General features: G+C 65.7%; 12 protein-coding genes and 1 tRNA gene. 3 read left to right on the top strand and 10 right to left on the bottom strand.

Annotation, left to right across the window (positions count from 1 at the left end):
• Nucleotides 1-1,181: 1,181 nt before the first annotated feature.
• The 5 genes from JWN21_RS12165 to JWN21_RS12145 form a co-directional block, all read right to left on the bottom strand.
• Nucleotides 1,182-1,889 (bottom strand): hypothetical protein, encoded by a 708-nt coding sequence (locus JWN21_RS12165; protein WP_299650435.1) that lies wholly within the window; start codon nt 1,887-1,889, stop codon nt 1,182-1,184.
• A 23-nt stretch (nt 1,890-1,912) separates the two neighbouring features.
• Nucleotides 1,913-2,257, bottom strand: coding sequence for a hypothetical protein (locus JWN21_RS12160; protein WP_299650432.1), 345 nt, complete (start codon nt 2,255-2,257; stop codon nt 1,913-1,915).
• Nucleotides 2,258-2,476: 219 nt separating this feature from the next.
• The gene (locus JWN21_RS12155; protein WP_299650429.1) at nt 2,477-3,964 is read right to left on the bottom strand and encodes a hypothetical protein; all 1,488 of its coding nucleotides are present in this window, start codon (nt 3,962-3,964) and stop codon (nt 2,477-2,479) included.
• 248 nt (nt 3,965-4,212) lie between these two features.
• On the bottom strand, nt 4,213-5,205 hold the full coding sequence (locus JWN21_RS12150; RefSeq protein WP_299650437.1) for a CsgG/HfaB family protein: 993 nt from the start codon (nt 5,203-5,205) through the stop codon (nt 4,213-4,215).
• Nucleotides 5,206-5,207: 2 nt separating this feature from the next.
• On the bottom strand, nt 5,208-5,717 hold the full coding sequence (locus JWN21_RS12145) for a curli production assembly/transport component CsgF (RefSeq protein ID WP_299650426.1): 510 nt from the start codon (nt 5,715-5,717) through the stop codon (nt 5,208-5,210).
• Between the two features lie 416 nt (nt 5,718-6,133).
• Here JWN21_RS12145 and JWN21_RS12140 point away from each other — a divergent pair, with 416 nt between their 5' ends.
• A complete protein-coding gene (locus JWN21_RS12140) occupies nt 6,134-6,985 on the top strand; it encodes an ATP-binding protein (RefSeq protein WP_299650423.1) in 852 nt (283 codons plus the stop codon).
• Between the two features lie 183 nt (nt 6,986-7,168).
• Here the strand turns inward: JWN21_RS12140 and JWN21_RS12135 are convergent.
• A tRNA-Thr gene (locus JWN21_RS12135) sits at nt 7,169-7,244 on the bottom strand.
• Nucleotides 7,245-7,376: 132 nt separating this feature from the next.
• Between JWN21_RS12135 and JWN21_RS12130 the strand changes: the two genes are divergently transcribed.
• A complete protein-coding gene (locus JWN21_RS12130) occupies nt 7,377-8,618 on the top strand; it encodes a hypothetical protein (RefSeq protein ID WP_299650420.1) in 1,242 nt (413 codons plus the stop codon).
• Nucleotides 8,619-8,692: 74 nt separating this feature from the next.
• Nucleotides 8,693-13,294, top strand: coding sequence for an NAD-glutamate dehydrogenase domain-containing protein (locus JWN21_RS12125; RefSeq protein WP_299650417.1), 4,602 nt, complete (start codon nt 8,693-8,695; stop codon nt 13,292-13,294).
• A gap of 149 nt (nt 13,295-13,443) precedes the next feature.
• Here JWN21_RS12125 and JWN21_RS12120 read toward each other — a convergent pair whose 3' ends face one another.
• From JWN21_RS12120 to JWN21_RS12105, 4 genes are all read right to left on the bottom strand, one after another.
• A complete protein-coding gene (locus tag JWN21_RS12120; RefSeq protein WP_299650414.1) occupies nt 13,444-14,598 on the bottom strand; it encodes a PepSY domain-containing protein in 1,155 nt (384 codons plus the stop codon).
• 10 nt (nt 14,599-14,608) lie between these two features.
• Nucleotides 14,609-15,292: a Fe2+-dependent dioxygenase gene (locus tag JWN21_RS12115; RefSeq protein ID WP_299650410.1), complete on the bottom strand. Its 684-nt coding sequence runs from the start codon at nt 15,290-15,292 to the stop codon at nt 14,609-14,611.
• Nucleotides 15,286-15,999, bottom strand: a complete 714-nt coding sequence (locus JWN21_RS12110; protein WP_299650407.1) for a tetratricopeptide repeat protein — start codon at nt 15,997-15,999, stop codon at nt 15,286-15,288. Before JWN21_RS12110 ends, JWN21_RS12115 begins: the two co-directional genes overlap by 7 nt.
• 14 nt (nt 16,000-16,013) lie before the next feature.
• A partial coding sequence (locus JWN21_RS12105) for a TonB-dependent siderophore receptor (RefSeq protein ID WP_299650404.1) occupies nt 16,014-17,566 on the bottom strand: 1,553 nt, incomplete at its 5' end.

Below are 17,566 nucleotides of genomic sequence, written 5' to 3'. Positions count from 1 at the left end.
GTTCAGCAGGAAACCCGCCGCCGTCATATCCAACAAGCCTTCAGAAGGTGGAGCCGCCTACAGGACTCGAACCTGTGACCCCGCATTACGAAGGCTAGTCACGCGAGGCAAAAAGCCGAGGATTTCTGCGGACTTTTGGCCGAGAGCTGCTCGTTTTCCGAAGCGACCCACGCAGGTCCCAAACTGGATGAGGGCCGGGTTGGGCCGACTTCCTAGCCAAAGCGCGTTGGCTCAGGAGCAGTCAGGAAATCGACCTGCGCTATACCTCTAAACGGATTCTACTCGACGCCTATCCGTACCTCACCCTGCCAACCGCAAACAGGTTCCACCCCTTTGTCTACCATGAAGGATGCGGAACTATGGCGAGCGTCATGCAGGACCACATTGCATGCCCTACTTCCGCGGCGCAATGTCACCACGGCCCAGAATGGCATCGACAATTGTTTGGGCAGCCGCTGACTGGTCCGAGCTATTCGGAACAGGAGCACTCCCCTGGTCATCCAGCGTAAGACGGTCCAGCGTGAAAGCGGCTACTGCCTGCCCTTCAGCAGAACCAGGGTCAGCAGAACCGGCGGTGAGTGAACGGGCGCCTGGGAGTCGTGCGCCAAGCGTCTGCTCGCGGACCCGCTGATCAACAAGCAGGCGCTGTTCGGGGGAGAGAACCATCGGGTCCGGACGCGTGAAATCGGCCGAACGCGTCTCAATTACCCGATCGCATACCGGCGCTGCCGCCGACGCTGCGGCAGGGTCGCAACGATCTTTCCCGCCGATTGCGGCAACAGCTCCAGTCCGCCCTTCACTTGGACGTGAGAGGCCAATTGGAGCCTCCGCCGTGCCTCCCCTCGACAATTGGGCAGGGCTGCGCACATTTCGCCGTTCGGTTGTGAGTTGGGGTGCATCAGGCCAACTCTCGTCGGCTGGTGAAACTTGCACTGCTGTCGCCTTGACTGTCCGGGTTTCGGGGGTTTTGAGCAGTATTGAAGCTGTGTCTGTAAGCTGAGGTATGTTGGGGGATGTGCTCCGCTCACCACTTACCTGTGAGGGATCTACACGCGCCTCCCTTTCCTGCGCGAGCGCTGGACCGCTAAGGTATATTAGAAGCGCGGCAGGCGCCAGAGCCACGCGACTACGAGCCAACCAGATGTCTCTTTTCCCCGTGGGTCCGCTTGCGCTCACGTTGTTTACTGGCGAGTCTGCGTGATCGACATTTGACCACCTTTTGCCGACCCACCGTTCTGCACAATGGTCAGATCGGACAAGTCGTCTCCGATCTGAGTCCATGCCAGCCGGTTTCCGGCACCATTTTGCACCGCACTCATTTGGTTTCCATCCCCCTGCTGCGACAGGACCGCACGGTTGTCGGAACCACTCTGCACCAATGCCAGCGTGTTGCCGATCCCGCTCTGCGTCAGGGCCGCGCCGTTATACAGGGAACCACTGGTCGTTTGGCTTACATTTGCTTGGTTGCTCGTGCCGACTTGAGTCAGGTACAGCGTACCGGAGCCGAGGCCGGCCTGACTTACCGCCGCGTGGTTCGCCTCACCGGTCTGTGTCAGGCTGGTGTACCCGCGCCCGCCGCCCTGAAGAACTGAGGCGCGGTTGCTATGCCCTCGTTGGACCACGTCGGCTCGCGCCTGGTTCGCCGTTTGACGTACGACGGCGACGTTCGCGTCGCCGATCTGGGTGATATAGGCACCGCGCCCTTCAAAGGCAGGCGCCTCAATTGGAAGCGGTCCGGGAGTGCCATGGGACGCGTTGCCTTGCGCGCCAGAATTACCATTGTTGCCGCCGCAAGGATTTCCATTGCCTTTGCCGCAAGGATTGCCCGGCGGCTGCTTCGCCGTGTCGGCCCCCGCCGGGCTTGCGCCAAGCACCGCGGAGAGCGCCATGCCTAGAATGCCGGCTCTGCGGGTCACTGCCGCACGTCCGTATCCGCTGCAGCGCGCTGGAGAATGACCACTCGATTGCCCGCGCCCGACTGGGTCACCTGCGCGTGATTGTCGGCGCCGGATTGGGTCAGGGCGGCATCATTGCAAGCGCCATTCTGCGCGACGTCAGCCCTAGCGCCGGCGCCGCTCTGGTTGATCACCAGCTTGTCGCCATTGCCGGATTGAACCGCGATCGTCGCGTGATCCTCGCCGTGTTGTTCAACGTGCAGCGTGCCCATCGGATCATGCTGTGAGACGCTGCTCTTGTGGCCGGTGCCGCTGCGCACGATCGTGGTGCGGCCATTGGGGTATTGGGGATCGGCGCTCATGGTGGATCCTCCGTGGCATTGGATTGGCATGGCCCGCGCTGCCGCCGAGAGACCGGCGCCTGCAGCGATGAGCACCAGATAGGAGCCCGTTGGCAATCTGATCATAATCTCGATCCTGCAAGAGGTCGCAATCGTCGACATGGCGTTCAAAAGAAGGGGCGAGCCGCAACTGGTGGCTCGCCCCGGTTGCGGGCGGAGCATGCGCCCCGCCCGAACCTCTTAGTTCTGCGTCACCGTGGCAGTGTTCAAGCTGCCCGTCTGCGCAACGCTCGACCAATCGCTGGCGCCCTGCGTGACCGACGCAATGTTGCCGTCGCCAGCCGTCTGCGAAACAGACGAGTAGGAGTTCGCGCCTTGGCTCACAGTGGCCAAATCGTTGTTGCCGCTCTGAATGACACTCGACGTCGCGAAGGAGGCCTGCGTAACGCTGGCGGTGTTGCCATCGCCAGTCTGCGCAATCGTCGAGCTCGCATCCGTCGCCGCCGGGCCCTGCGTCGTGGTGGCCAGATTGTTGCTGCCCAGCTGGTCGATGTCCACCAAGGCATGATTACCAATCTGCGACAGTACGGCCTGGTTGATGTTGCCGGTCTGATCGACGTTGATCTGGGCAGCGGCACCAGTCTGGGTGACGTTGGCGTTGGAGCCTGCCGTCTTGGTCACCCTGTTGCTGTTTCCGGTCTGACTAACGTCGAAAATAGCGCCAGCGCCGTCCTGGACAACACCCGCGAAATTGGTGTTGCCGATCTGGTCGATATTGGCATTTCCGCTTCCGGTCTGCGACACATAAGCTTTGTTGTCGTTGCCTTGCTGAAGCACACCGACCGAGCGCGGCGTGTAGGTGCTGGAACGGGGATTGACGCTGCCACCTGGGGTGTTGTCGGGCAGCGGATCGCCGACGTTGTTGCCATCGGCAAGCTGGATGACCGTGGCGTCGTTGGTATTGCCGGCCTGGCGAACGGCAGCTTCGTTCGTAGCGCCGGTCTGAGTAACATTGGCGGTGTTGCCATCTCCCAACTGGTACGTGTCGGCAACGTTGCCGCTGCCCGTCTGCGCAGTCGTCAAAGCGTTGTTGTTGCCAGACTGATCCGCGTCGGCAACGTTGTCATTCCCCGTCTGCGAGACAATGGCAGTGTTCGCAAGGCCGCCAATCGAGTTGGACTGTTTGGTCAAAGCGATATTTCGATCACCACTCTGCGTAGTAGTTCCGGAATTGTTTGAACCATTCTGCAACAGGCCAGCGATGTTGTTGTTACTGGCTCCAGAGAACTCGATGTTGTCCTGCGTTATTGTTGCCGTGTTGTTGCCGCCGGTGCGTGTGGCAATACCCTGATCGATGAGTGCTTGGTTTGAACCTTTCTGGCTCACCGTGGCCGTGTTGTTGCTTGATTCTTGCGAGATGGTCGCGAGACCACTGCCGCCATTGTCAAGCGTACGGCCCTGCTGTGTGACGGTCGCCTTGTTGTTCGAGCTCTCGCTCGGAGTGCCGAGGTCGCCCTGGTTGACCGTGGCAGTGTGGCCGTTGCCGGTCTGCGAAATCGTCGACGTCTGCTGATTTTGCAGCTGCTTCACTGTCGCCTTGTTGCTGTTGCCGGTCTGAGTCACTGCGGACTCGTTGTTCGCAGCCGACGGGCCAACAGTCTGCGCGACAGCCGGCGCGGCAAAGGCCAATGCCAGTACGGAAACCGAGGTGTAGATCGTCTTTTTCATGGTTGTCAGTCCTTAGGATTAGGGTGATAACCATGCCGCCCGCACAAGGGCCAACATGGTTGAATGTACGCGACTTTCCTGCCGCGCGATGGGCTGCAACCCGGCGCGCGGTTTTCTTTGCGGTCCGCAAGAAGGGGCGCTGCAACGCCCGCTTCCTATCGGTCTGGGAGGTATCATCGGCGAGCTAGCCGCCCCAGCGCGACTGCCGCTCTCGGTCTCAGGTCAACACAAGGGCCGGCCTGAAATGCTCAGTTGGCGCCTACTGCTCCTCCCTGCTGGGTGCCTGCTGTTGTGCGAATATCTGTCAATAACATCGCGCGAGGCTTCGACTTTTGCGGCGCCGCTGCGTTGGCGCGCCTAATAGCCTCCGCAACGTTGATCACCGGTATGTTCCCGTCCCGTTCACGATGGTAGTTCTGAAGCAGCCCCGCGCCCGTTGCCGGGTCAGCGAAGCTCCAAAGCTTCAAATCGACGCCTTCTAAAACGATACCATACAGCGCCTTCTCGATCGCCTGTTGAAGGGCAATCTGATCGGGCTCGTTGGTAGTCACGCCAAGTTCGGCCTCGAGCAGCTGTTTAAATCCGACAAAGGCGAAGACGTTGGCGCCAAGCGATCGCGAGGCGATCGTCTTTGAGGCGGTAACCGTCGTAAGCACCTCCCCGGTGCGCACCGACACCGCGCGCAAATACACCGTGACAGTGTCCTGCCGGTACTCGCTCTTGGCACTAATTCCTAAGAAGCCTGCACCAGCGCCCCCAGTGACGGTATTGCTGTCGTAGCCAATGATCCCGCCTTCGAGTAGCACGCCCGCGAATAGTAGAGCCGGTAGCGCTTGGGCATTCACGTTAGTTTCGCCAAGGTAGCGCTCACGCATTTCGCGAATGATTTGACGTTCGTTCAGCAGGTTCTTGAGTGACTCGCGCTCTACTATCGTGAACCAACGGCGTTGCCCGGCATCCTGCAAAGCTTTGACCAGGATCGACCCGCCGCCCTGCGACACCGCACGCGACAGAGTCTGGCCAGTGTCGCTCGGCTTGAACTGCCCGGTCTGATCGGTGAAGCCATATACCGCGATGGCCACAGGCTTACTCGGCGGAGGAAGCGCCTCCAGCGCGACCTGGGTAGCCGTCTTCTGTGGGTATACAGGCCGAGGCGAGAGTTCCGGCAGCCCCGCCACCTTACTCACCGTGCTACACGCGCTCAGCGCGATCGCACTTAACAAAACCGCCGCCCGTCGCATCATCAGTTTACCTTGACGAATGTTGGAACGACGATCGTGGTGACTTCACCCGTGCTATCGTCCGTGATTGTCAGGGTAACTTCTTCGAGGCTCCGCACAAATCTAATTGTCTGTCCTCCGAAGCTAATTGTACCGCTCTCCTGTGGATTTTCACCAAATATCGCGTCTACGATTTGAGAGGACAAGGCCGAGAGCAGGCGAGACTGCAGCTGTCGGGCAAAAATGTCTGCCTGGCTGTTAGACGTTGTTGTTGCAGGATCTTTATAGTTGTTTTGCGCATTAGCTTCCGCGAGCAGGTGCGCTGAGTTGAAAGGATTACCTCCAAACGTCGGATTGATCGGCTGGTAAGTGATGTCTTGTGCAAACACGGCCCTGCCGGAAAAGCAGAGGAACGCTAAAGAGCCGCACAGAAAAAGTTTCGCAAGTGCTCGATGGATTACGCGATCCCCGCGTGCAGACCGTCTCAATGTAGTGCTCCCCCCAACCAACCTCCCCAGGCCGGTTTCGATCATCTAACTAGTTCGACTCGGTTCGCGCCGTTATCGACTCGTTAACATCTCGTTTGCTAAGCTGATTCGTCCATTGGAGCAAGCCGATTCAGGCAGCTCTGACTCGAACTTTCCCGATTTGAGGCAATGCTCGTCTCTGACGACGGGCAAGCGCGTCGGCTATCAGCTTCCATAGGCATGTACCGGTGGCGTCCGGTCAGAGCACGGCTAAGCGGGCCGAAGCGCCTTGTTGCTGAGAAGGTAATGGCGGCGACGGAGGCGCCTTCCGTCGGAATTGACAATCAGCCTAGTCGCCACGGTCAGCCGTGCTAAAACTTACAACTACCCTGTTCACCCCTGCGCCGACACGGTCACTTCGGCCGCCTTAACTGATCCAGACTAACTACGAGGATGAGCGAACCATTTGAAGCCGCGGGAGCGTGGTTGACGCGGCCTATGATGTCAGCGAGCTTCTTGCGCTATTAAACGCCGACAATACGACAAAGGGGATTGGCAAGACTGGGCCAGTCAAAGGCGAATGGGAAGATAAGCTCACCCGCTTTCTGTCACGGCTTGAAGCAAAGCTGGACGATCGCCGCTACGGCTTCATGTTTGCGCCGCCGCCTCCTGCAATGCAGCATGACTGGCTAGCGTCGCAGGTTCTTAAGCTGCTGCGCTCAGGGCGCGGCGCCGGCATAAAGATTATCGATTTTTCAGAGGTGCCCGCCGACGTCCTTCCAGTCGTCACCGGTACGCTGGCGCGCTTGCTTTATGACGTGCAGTTCTGGATGGGCAGTAAGGTAAGGACTCCGGTCACGCTGTTGTGCGACGAAGCCCACCTGTACCTACCTGTTCGGGAAGATGCAGATGCGGTCCAACGCCAAGCGTTGGGCTCTTTTGAGCGCATTGCAAAGGAGGGTCGTAAATATGGATTTTCGCTTTTGGTGGTCAGCCAGCGACCCTCGGATGTTAGCCGGACGATCCTCAGCCAATGCAACAACTTCCTGGCCCTGCGCCTAACCAACGAAACTGATCAGGGCGTAATCAAGCGCTTTATGCCAGACTCGTTAGCTGGGCTCACGAGCATCTTGCCACTTCTCGATACCGGCGAGGCCCTGTTGCTGGGAGACGCAGTATTACTACCAACTCGGATCAAGCTAGACGTTCCTAAAGTTCCGCCCGATAGCGCAACGCGCGACTTCTGGAAGGAGTGGGGAGCCGCCAAACCGGATGAGAAAGCGATCTTGTCAGCGGTAGAATGCCTGCGAGGGCAATCGCGAGACGCCTTGTAAACCGCTCGCCGTTTCAACGAAGCTCAACAATACTGTGTTCGGACCATCGCGATACGAAGCCGATCGCTGGGCAGCACGCCTCTCCCATCCGAGGCACCCCACGCACGACCCACCGGACGATCCACACGAACGTCCTTTCAGCAGGCAACCCGTCGCCGCCCTAACCAACGCCCTTTCGGAAGGTGGTGCCGCCTACAGGACTCGAACCTGTGACCCCCGCATTACGAATGCGATGCTCTACCAGCTGAGCTAAGGCGGCGCGGTCGGCACGGAGCCGACGGTCTGCGCGCGGTAGCAGCGGGGCGTCGGGCTGACAAGCCGCCGCCCTTTACGCGCCGTTTACCATGGCCGGTGCACACCCGCTCCGAACGGGTAGGCAGGGCGAATGGGCATGGACGAGACGGGCTTCGACGATCGGCTCGACGCGACCGCGGAGACGGCTGCGAACACCGGGGCGCGGGCCGACGTGGAGGGCGCAGTCGACGATCAGATGTTCGACCTCGGTGGCGACGAGCGGCGCATGCACGTGCGCGCGTACAATCATTGGGTGTCGCTGCTGGGCGGCCGTCCGTACCCGATGATCGACCGTCTCGACCCTGCGTCGATCGCGGATTTCGGCCCCAACAGCGTGCTGCTCGACTTCACCGAGGGCCTCGACAACCCGCGCATCGCCTATCTGGGCCGGGCGCTGAAGGAGGAGTGTAGCCTGGAGGGCAGCATCAAGCGGATCGGCGACGTCCCCAGCCGCTCGCTGCTGTCGCGCCTGACCGATCATTATCTCCAGATCATCGCCAACCGCGCGCCGATCGGCTTCGAAGCCGAGTTCGTCAGCACGCGCGGACGCAACACGTTGTATCGCGGCATCCTGATGCCCTTTTCGTCGGACGGCGACTGCATCGACTTCATCTACGGCGTGATCAACTGGAAGGAACTGGTCGACGCCGCGACGCAGGCCGCGCTGGACGCGGAGCTCGCCGCGTCGCGCGCCCTGGCAACCGTGTCGGAGCCGGTCTGGGCCGACGGCCCCGCCGGTGATCGCGAGACGGCCGCAGGTGACACGCTCGCCAACCAGCTCGCCATGGCACGCGAGTCTGCCGCCGCCGTGCGCGCCGCCGATACGCGCAGCCGTGCCGCGCTGTACCGCGCGCTCGGCCGCGCGCATGATTTCGGACTCGCCGCCGACGCGGACGGCGATGGCTATGCCACCCTGCTTCGCGACGCCGGGGTGAAGGCGCAGGCGCGCGCGCCGATGACGCCGATCGCCAAGCTCGTCTTCGGCGCCGACTATGACAAGACCCGTCTGACCGAGTTTGCCGCGGTGCTCGACCATGCGCGGCGTAATGCGGTGAGCGCCGGTGCGCTGCCGCAGTTCCTCGAGCTGCAGCGCGGCGGCATCAAGGGGGTCGTCGCCGCCGAACGCGCGCAGCGGCGACCGGTCACCGCCGCCGACCCCTACGCACGGGCATGTGCCAAGCTGCGCACGAGGCCGGTATTGGCTGAGCTATCGATGCCCGCGACGGGGAGTTCCGAGTTCGTGGTGCTGATCGCCCGTCGCGATGGTGGCGTGCTGAGCGTCGTTGCGCAGGTCGACGGCGGCCTGGTCCAGCAGGCGATCCGGCGCGCAGCCGCCTGATCGCCGCCGACGTCGGGATTGCTGCACCGCCACAAGGGTTGAGCCGGGATTCGGGGGGGCGCATAGGCTGTGCCATGCTCGACCAACCCGATACGCTCACCGCAAGCCTCGCCGACGATCTCGCCACCCGCTTGACCCGCGGTGCCCTGCCGGGGGAGCTGACGGGCTTTGGCCCCGCTGAAATCGCCGAAGCGGCTCGCTTCATCGTCGCCACCGGCCACCAACGCTCCCCCGGCCAGCCCGCGCTCGCGCTGGAGCCGATCGCGGGCGAGGACGTCCGCCGCCGCATGCGGCTGGCGATCGTCAACGACGACATGCCGTTCCTGGTCGATTCGATCGCGGCGACGCTCGCCGATCAGGGGCTGGCGATCGACCGCATCATTCATCCCGTGATCCGCGCCACGCGCAACGCGGACGGCGTGCTGGAGGCGGTCGGCGGCGCGGGTCGGCCGGAATCGATGATCTATCTGGAGCTGGAACGGGCCGATGCGCGGGAGCGGCGTGACCTCGTCGAGCGGTTGCAGGCGGTGCTCGCCGACGTCCGCGCCGCCGTCGCCGACTGGCCGCGCCTGCAGCGCGCCGTGTCGAACGACGAGGCCGCACTGCCCGCGGGCGAGGGGGCGGCGCTGCTGCAATGGTTCCTGGACGGCCGCCTGACGCTGCTCGGCCATCAGACGTGGCATGCCGATGACCAGCCGGGTGAAGCACTGGGCATCGCGCGCAACGAACACCGGACGCCCATCCTGGCGGAGTTCGGCCGCACGCTCGCGCTGCGCTGGTTCGAGGCGGGGGGAGAGGCGCCGCTGCTGCTGAAGTCGTCGCTGATCTCCACCGTGCATCGCGCCGTGCCGCTCGATCTCGTGCTCGTGCCACTCCGAATCGGGGACGAGATTGCGGGTCTCTCCATCCACGCCGGCCTGTGGACCTCCGCCGCGCTCAACGCCGCACCCGAGGACGTGCCGGTGCTGCGCGCGCGACTGGCGCAGCTGGAGGCGAAGTTCGGCTTCGATCCCAAGGGCCATACCGGCAAGGCGCTGACGCACGCGCTCGCCGCGCTGCCCCACGACCTCGCGGTCGCGTTCGAGCCCGAGCAGCTGGAGGAGCTGGTGCTGACCGCGATGAGCCTCGCCGATCGGCCCCGCCCCGCGCTGGTGCTGGTCCGCTCCGCGCTGGGACGGCACCTGTTCGCCTTTGCGTGGCTGCCGCGCGACGACCTCACCACCGCGCGCCGCATAGCCATCGGCGAGATGATCGCGGGCGCGGCGAACGGCCCGGTGCTGAACTGGTCCGTGGCGCTGGAGGATTCGGCTGTGGCGCTGATCCGCTACACGATCGACCTGCGGAAAGAGGGGCGCGTCCCCGACACGGCGCCGTTGCAGGCGCGGCTGGAGCGCATGGTGCGCGGTTGGATTCCGGCGATCGAGGCCGCGCTGGCCGCACAGGTCGGCCCCGCGCGCGCCGCGCGGCTCGCGCTGCGCCACGCAAACTGCTTTCCACAAGGGTTTCGCAACGCCAACACCGCCGAGGAGGCCGCCGCCGACGTGCTGCGGCTGGCGACGCTGGAAAACGCCGGCACGCGCTCGGTGCGCATTACGGCGGGCGAGAACGCGACGCGGCTGAAAATCTATCGGCAGGGCGGCGCGCTGGCGCTGTCGGACGCGGTGCCGGTGCTGGAGAATTTCGGCTTTCGGGTGATCGAGGAGGTGCCCACCGCGCTGACCGACGAGGCGCGTTCCTACCTCCACGAATTCGTGGTGGAGGCGGGTACGCGGCTGGTCGGCGACAATCTCGTACTGGAAGGCGCGATCGCCGCGGTGCTGGAAGGGCGCGCGGAGAATGACGCATTCAACCGGCTGATCGTCGATGCCGGGCTGGAACCTCGCGCGGTGCTGCTGTTCCGCGCCTGGTTCCGCTATCTGCGTCAGGCGGGGCTGCCCTATGGCCTGACCACCGTCGTCGACGCGCTGCGCCGTGCTCCCGCCGTCGCCACCGCGCTGATCGCGCGCTTCCTCGCCGCGCATGATCCCGCCGCCACCGGCGATACCGCCGCCGCGGACGCCGCGATCGAGGGCGGCTTGCAGGCGGTCGCCGCGATCGACGACGACCGCATCCTGCGTGGCCTTCGCGCGCTGGTCGGGGCAACGCTGCGGACCAACGCCTTTGTCCCCGCCGGCGAGGAGGCGCTGGCGTTCAAGCTCGACAGCGCGGGCATCCCCGGCCTCCCCGCCCCGCTGCCGTGGCGCGAGATCTGGGTCTACTCCCCCCGCGTCGAGGGCATCCACCTACGCGCCGGTCCGGTCGCGCGCGGCGGCCTGCGCTGGTCGGACCGCCGCGACGATTTCCGCACCGAGGTGCTCGGGTTGATGAAGGCGCAGCGCGTCAAGAACGCGGTGATCGTGCCGACGGGGGCCAAGGGCGGCTTCTACCCCAAGCAACTGCCCCCGGTCGCGCAGCGTGACGCCTGGCTGGCGGAGGGAACGGAGAGCTACCGCGTCTTCATCCGCGCACTGCTGTCGATCACCGACAACATTGTCGACGGGGCCATCGTCCATCCCGACGGCGTGCGCGTCCATGACGGCGACGACCCCTATTTCGTCGTCGCCGCCGACAAGGGCACCGCGACTTTCTCCGACATCGCCAACGCGCTGGCGCTCGAACGCGGCTTCTGGCTGGGCGACGCCTTTGCCAGTGGCGGTTCGCAGGGCTACGACCACAAGGCGATGGGCATCACCGCCAAGGGTGCGTGGATTTCGGTGCAGCGCCACTTCGCCGAGCGCGGCGTCGATGTGCAGAGTCAGCCGATCACCGTGGTCGGCTGCGGCGACATGTCCGGCGACGTGTTCGGCAACGGCATGCTGCTCTCCAAGGCGATCCGACTGGTCGCCGCGTTCGACCACCGCCACATCTTCCTCGATCCCACCCCCGACGCGGCGGTGAGCTGGGCGGAGCGGGCGCGCCTGTTCGCGCTGCCGCGCTCTTCCTGGGCCGATTACGCTGCGCCGCTGTCGGCAGGTGGCGGCGTCCACAGCCGCGCGGCCAAGTCGGTGACGGTCACGGCCGAAGCCGCGACAGCGTTGGGCATCGACCCCGGCGAGATGGAGCCCGCGACGCTCATTTCCGCCATCCTGCGCGCCCCCGCCGACCTGATCTGGTTCGGCGGCATCGGCACTTACGTGAAGGCCGCGAGCGAGCCGCATGTCGCGGTCGGCGACCCCGCCAACGATCGCCTGCGCGTCGACGCGGAGGAGCTGCGCTGCGTGGCGGTCGGCGAGGGTGCCAATCTCGGCGTGACGCAAGCGGCGCGCATCGCGTTCGCCGGCCGGGGCGGGCGGATCAACACCGATTTCATCGACAACGCGGCCGGCGTCGATTGCTCGGACAACGAGGTCAACATCAAGATCGCGCTCAACCGCGAGATGATCGAGGGCCGGCTTGCGGAAGCCGACCGCAACACGCTGCTCGCGTCGATGACCGACGACGTCGCCGCGCTGGTGCTGGAGGACAATCGCCTCCAGACGCTGGCGTTGTCGATCATGGAACAGGACGGCGCCGACGCCGTGCCGAGCTATGTCCGGATCATCGAGATCTTCGAGGCGTCGGGCCGGCTCGACCGTCGTGTCGAGGGACTGGCCCCCAACGAGGAGCTGCTGCGGCGTGGCCAGGAGCGCCATGGCCTGACCCGACCCGAACTCGCCGTGCTGCTCGCCACCGCCAAGCTGGCGTTGCAGGACGCGATCGAGACCGGCGGGCTGGGCGCGCAGCCCGAACTGCTGCCGGACCTTCACGCCGCCTTTCCGCCCGCGATGCGGGAGCGGTTCTCGGGCGCGATCGACGCGCATCGGCTGCGTGACGAGATCGTCGCGACAAAGCTCGCCAACCGCCTCGTCAACCGCATGGGCGTGCTCTACCCGTTCGAACTGGCCGAGGAGGAGGGCGCGTCGCTCGCCGACATCGCGGCGTTGTTCGTCGTCGCCGAGCGGCTGTTCGGCCTGCCCGCGCTGTGGGCCGCGATCGAGACCACGCCGATGCCCGAGCGCGCGCGCCTCGCGCTGTTCGACGAGGTGGCAGCGGCCACCCGGTCCCACATCGCCGACCTGTTGCGCGTCACCGGGGCGGACGTTGGGATCGGCGCGGTGCTCACCCGTCTCCAACGCGGCATCGTCGCGCTCGATGGGGCCACCCAGGCGCTGCTGCTGGAGGAGGGCCGCGCGCAGAGCGCCCGCATCGCGCGCGAGCTGGAAACCGCCGGCGCGCCCGCCGAGCTGGCGCACCGCGTCGTGCGCCTGTTCGAGCTGGACGGCGCGGTCGGTCTCGCCGATCTGGGCGAGCGGCTCGGGCTGGACGAGGCGGTGCTGACCCGTGCCTTTACCGGATTGGGCCACGCGCTTGGTCTGGACTGGGCGCAGGCCACCGCCGCACGCATCGCGTCGAGCGATCCATGGGAGCGTCTGCTCCTTGCCGGTCTCGCGCGCGACTTCCAGCAGTTGCGCCTGCAGTTCCTGGCTCGGGGTGGGACCGGCGATCCGCAGGCGACGGTGGACACTTGGCTCGCCGCCAACGCCGCCCGCGTTGCGCAATTCAAGGCCGTCGTCGATCGCGCCCGCCACGCCGCGCAACCCAATGCGGCGATGCTGGCGCAGATTGCCGGACAGGCGCGGGTGCTGCTCGGGCGCTAGATCCTGCCCGTTCACGGGGAGGTGGCGCGCGGCGAACCCGCGTGACGGCGGGGCTCTCGACGCGCAACGCCCGCTCGGCCCGTCGCCTTTGCCGCCGCGGCGCACTGATATCGCGCTTGCGACGCGGTAAGGCCGTGTCGTCGACCGGGCTAACGCCCGCCGGCCGAGACGCGCTTCGCGACGCCGAACAGCTTACGCTTTTCGGCTAAGCGCGCCTTCCACCCGCGCGCGCGCCACCACATGATGATCCCCGTTACCGCGAGCACGGCCGGGATGATGCCGCCGATGAAGATGATCACCTGCCACACGATGCCCATGTCGGTGCCGTCGTGGACGCGCCGCATCAGTCGCGCAACGCCGCCCTGCTGAGGGGCCAGCGCCGCAACCCCGCCGTCATCCGCGACGGAGACGGTCGCGAGCGGGCCTTCTGCGGGCTGCAGCCGCACGCTCCAGTCCGCCTTGCGGTCGGTGGGCCAGGTCACCTGGGCGACCTTGCCCGGCATGGTGGCCCGCGCGCGGGCGATCGCCGAGGTGACGTCCAGTTTCGTGCGCTCCAACGGCCGTGCGCGCGCCAGCGCCGCGCGGTCGGGTCCGCGCTGCGCCTGCGGCGCCGGCCCTGCCAGAGCGCCGAAGAAGCGCGGAAAGCTGATCCACGCCCCCGTCAGCGACAGCACGAACAGCGGCAGCGCCACCCAGAAACCGAACGTCTGATGGATGTTCGTATCGGTGTTGGGGTGCCGCGCCCAACGCAGGCCACGCCGCACCCGCCCGATCGTGGGCCACCACAGCCACAGGCCGGTAAACGCCGACACCATCATCGCCACGCCGATCCAGCCGACGATGCTTCGCCCCCAGCCGCCGGGGATCTGCAACGACCCGTGCAGGACGTGGAGGAACTGGATTAGCCCCCCGCGATTCGTGCCGACCTCCAGCACCTGCGCCGTCGGCGGATCGAGGAAGAACAACGTCCGCGGCGGCGGCCCGCCGCGGGGCGCTCCCGCGCCGGCAGGTTCCGGCTCCGGCGCGGCGGCGACGGTCACCGGCCCGCGATGATCGGGAAACGAAAGCTGCGCGATCCGATCGCCCGGCTTCAGCCGCGTGGTCGCCGCTGCGACATAGGCGTCCGGCGCAAGCAGCGTCTCGCCGCTCACCGCGTACCGCTGCGGCTCCACGATCTTTTCCAGCGCATCGTGCCACACCAGCGCCGAACCGGTCAGGCAGATCGGGACGATCAGCACCGCCAGGAGCAGCCCGAGCCATTTGTGGACCTGAAACCAGGTCCGTCGCCATGCCAGCTTGGTCATCGTCCCACCTTCAGAGTTCCGCCCAGCGGCGCAACAGATTGTGATACACACCCGTCAGCCGCACCGTTGCCAGGTCGCCCTGTCCCAGCACGCCCGCAGCCGCCTGCACGCCCTGATCCAGCTCGAACAGCAGCGTGCGTGCGGTGTCGTCGCGGACCATGGACTGGACCCAGAAGAAGCTCGCCAGCCGCTCGCCACGAGGCACCGGGTCGACGCGGTGCAGGCTGGACGCGGGATAGACCACCAGGTCGCCCGCGGGCAGCTTCACCCGCTGCTCGCCGAACTGCCCCTCGATCACCAGCTCGCCACCGTCATAATCGGCCGGATCGGCGAGGAACAGCGTCGCCGACAGGTCGCTGCGGATGCGAAAGTCGCTCCCGCGCCGGATCCGCACCGCAGTGTCGACGTGACGACCGAATTCCTGCCCCCCCGCGTACCGGTTGAACAGCGGCGGAAACACCTTCAGCGGCAGCGCCGCCGCGACGAACAACGGCGACCGACCGAGCGCGTCGAGCACCAGGTCGCCCGCTTCCTTTGCCGCACGCGAATCCTCAGGCAGCTGCTCGTTGCGCTTGGCGAGTGCCGACTGCGCGCCCGACGTCGCGTTGCCGTCCGCCCACGGCCCGGCCGCGACGATTGCGCGCACGCGCGCGAGCTCCTCCGGCGTCAATACGCCCGGGACGTGCGTCAGCAAGCGCCTGCGCCCCGGTCAAGCGCCGCGATCCCGCGCATCCGCAGTTCCGCGTCGTCCTGCGCCGCCAGCCAGTCGCGCACCTGTCCGACGAAGCGTTGGTTGCCCAGCGCGCCGGCGCGTTCGACCCACGGCAGCGCCTCGCGCGCGCGGCCTTTGCGAACCAGCATACGCGCATGGTTGAAGCAGCCGCGAAAATCGCCGCCATGCGCCGCGCGCGCATAGCATTGTGCCGCCGCCAGCAGATCGACCGGCGTCGCCCAGCCGTCCTCGTGAAAGCTGCCGACAAAGTTCTCGGCTTTAGCAAACCCATTGGCGGCCGCGCGCAGCAGCCACGAAAGCGCCGCCGGCCGGTCCTGCGCAACGCCATCGCCCAATGCCAGCAGCGTCGCATAATTATACTGCGCCTCCGGCAGCCCGCGGATCGCCGCCGCCGCATAGCATTCGGCCGCGCGCGCCTTGTCGATCCGCACGCCCCAGCCGAGATCATAGCAGCGCCCGACCATGTTCAGCGCCATCGCATGCCCCTGCGCCGCCGCGCGCATGAACCAGCCGAAGCCGACGCGCGCATCCTTCGTCAGCTCCATCCCGTCGAGCAGCATCTGCCCGTACAGCGCCTGCGCGTCTGCCAGCCCCGCCTCCGCCGCTTCGCGGATCAACGCCACCCGCAAGGGTCCGGCCAGTGCCGCGTGCGCCTCGCCGGGAGTCATCGCGGTCAGCGCGCTCAGAACGTCACCTGCAGCGTACCGAACACCGATCGACCGGGCGCCATCGTGGCGTAGTGCGAGGTGAACGCCTGACCGAAATACCGTTTGTTTGTAAGGTTCTGAACGTTGACCGACAATTTCAGCGCGTCGGTAAGGTCGACACCCGCGCGCGCGTCGAACCGCCAATAGCCCGGCACCGAGCGTGCGATCACGACCGTCGCCGGCACCACCACGGCCGTCGCGCCCGTGCCGGAAACGAAGCGGTTGTCCGCGTAACCGCCGAACACCCGGGAGGTGTAGAAGGCGCCGCCGCCCACGTCGAAGCGCCCAAAATCGTAGTTCGTCCACGCCGTGAAGCTGTGCTTCGCGACCTGCGGAAACTGCTTCCCCGTGTTGACCGACGGCTGCAGCACCGTGCGCGCCGCGACCCCGCCCCCCGCCGGCAGGACAAAGGCGGTGAACCCGCCATCGACAATCTCCGCGTCGAGATAGGTATAACCGCCGAACACATTCCATCTGGGTGTGATAAAGCCGTTGAAGCTCAGCTCGACGCCGTCCACGCGCCGCTCGCCGATGAAGGCGACGGTGTTGGCGTCGCTGGTAACGCGCGCGTTCCTGGTCTCGGTGCGGAACACCGCCGCCGTCAACGCCAGCCTCTTGCCAAACAGATCCGCCTTCGCGCCGACCTCGTAGGACCGGCTGCGCTCGACCGCGAGCGCGTCGACCGCCGCCTGCGCCGCAGTGCCGCCGACGGTGCCGAGCGTGTTCGGCTCCTGCCCCTCTCCGATCAGGCTGTTGGGCGGCGTCGCCGAGGTGGCATAGCTCGCATAGAGGCTGGTGTTGGCACTCGGCTTGAAGATCACGCCGGCCTGCCAGGTGACGAAATCGTCTTCGCGCCTGACCTCCGGCCGCACTCCCGCCACAAGCGGCAAGCGGACATCCGACTGGAAGTTTTCGTACCGGATGCCGAGGTTGAGCACGAGCGCCGGCACGATCGTGATGCTGTCGAACGCGTACACCGCCTTGGTGATCGCATCATTGATGGTCGTGGTGCCCGGTGCACCCGGAACGATCGGGGTCGTGACGGTCGTGCTGCCCGCGACATAGTTAGCCCAGGCGTCGTTCGGGTTCGGGTTGAACAGGTCGGCGCAATTGAACGGCGACACGCCCGGCGCATTGCCGCAGCGTAGACCATCGGTGGCATTGCTCGTGCCGGTGTTGACCACGAACGCGCCGCGCTCCGCCCGCTCCCAGGCAATTTCCGCCCCGATCGCGAAGCTGTGCGCAATGCTGCCGGTCTTGAAACCGCCTGCAAGGTCAAGCTGATCGATGAAGCTTTCGGTCTTGCCAATCCGCGAATTGGCTCGCCGCCAGACCCGTCCGCCCGCGGTATGGTCGTTGAAGCGGCCGCTCGGCAGAGTGCCGACGTTGCGGTTGCCGGTTGGAATTCCGAACACATTGCCTTGGCTGTCATCGGGTTGCGTGTAGATATAGGCCTGACTGGTCGAGCTGAGTCGCGCGGTGTTTCGCAACGTCACGCCGCCAAAGTCGTGGCTCGCGCGCAGCGTCA

The organism is Sphingomonas bacterium (assembly GCF_028292945.1).
Taxonomy (GTDB): Bacteria; Pseudomonadota; Alphaproteobacteria; order Sphingomonadales; family Sphingomonadaceae; genus Sphingomonas.
Note: the sequence above shows the minus strand (reverse complement) of the source record. Positions and strands in the feature narration are given on the sequence as shown.

Coding starts and splice junctions, on each gene's coding strand:
- JWN21_RS12110 (WP_299650407.1), bottom strand. CDS start 15,999: ATGACTCCCGGCGAGGCGCACGCGGCACTGGCCGGACCCTTGCGGGTG.
- JWN21_RS12155 (WP_299650429.1), bottom strand. CDS start 3,964: ATGAAAAAGACGATCTACACCTCGGTTTCCGTACTGGCATTGGCCTTT.
- JWN21_RS12120 (WP_299650414.1), bottom strand. CDS start 14,598: ATGACCAAGCTGGCATGGCGACGGACCTGGTTTCAGGTCCACAAATGG.
- JWN21_RS12150 (WP_299650437.1), bottom strand. CDS start 5,205: ATGCGACGGGCGGCGGTTTTGTTAAGTGCGATCGCGCTGAGCGCGTGT.
- JWN21_RS12165 (WP_299650435.1), bottom strand. CDS start 1,889: ATGGCGCTCTCCGCGGTGCTTGGCGCAAGCCCGGCGGGGGCCGACACG.
- JWN21_RS12145 (WP_299650426.1), bottom strand. CDS start 5,717: ATGATCGAAACCGGCCTGGGGAGGTTGGTTGGGGGGAGCACTACATTG.
- JWN21_RS12125 (WP_299650417.1), top strand. CDS start 8,693: ATGCTCGACCAACCCGATACGCTCACCGCAAGCCTCGCCGACGATCTC.
- JWN21_RS12130 (WP_299650420.1), top strand. CDS start 7,377: ATGGACGAGACGGGCTTCGACGATCGGCTCGACGCGACCGCGGAGACG.
- JWN21_RS12160 (WP_299650432.1), bottom strand. CDS start 2,257: ATGAGCGCCGATCCCCAATACCCCAATGGCCGCACCACGATCGTGCGC.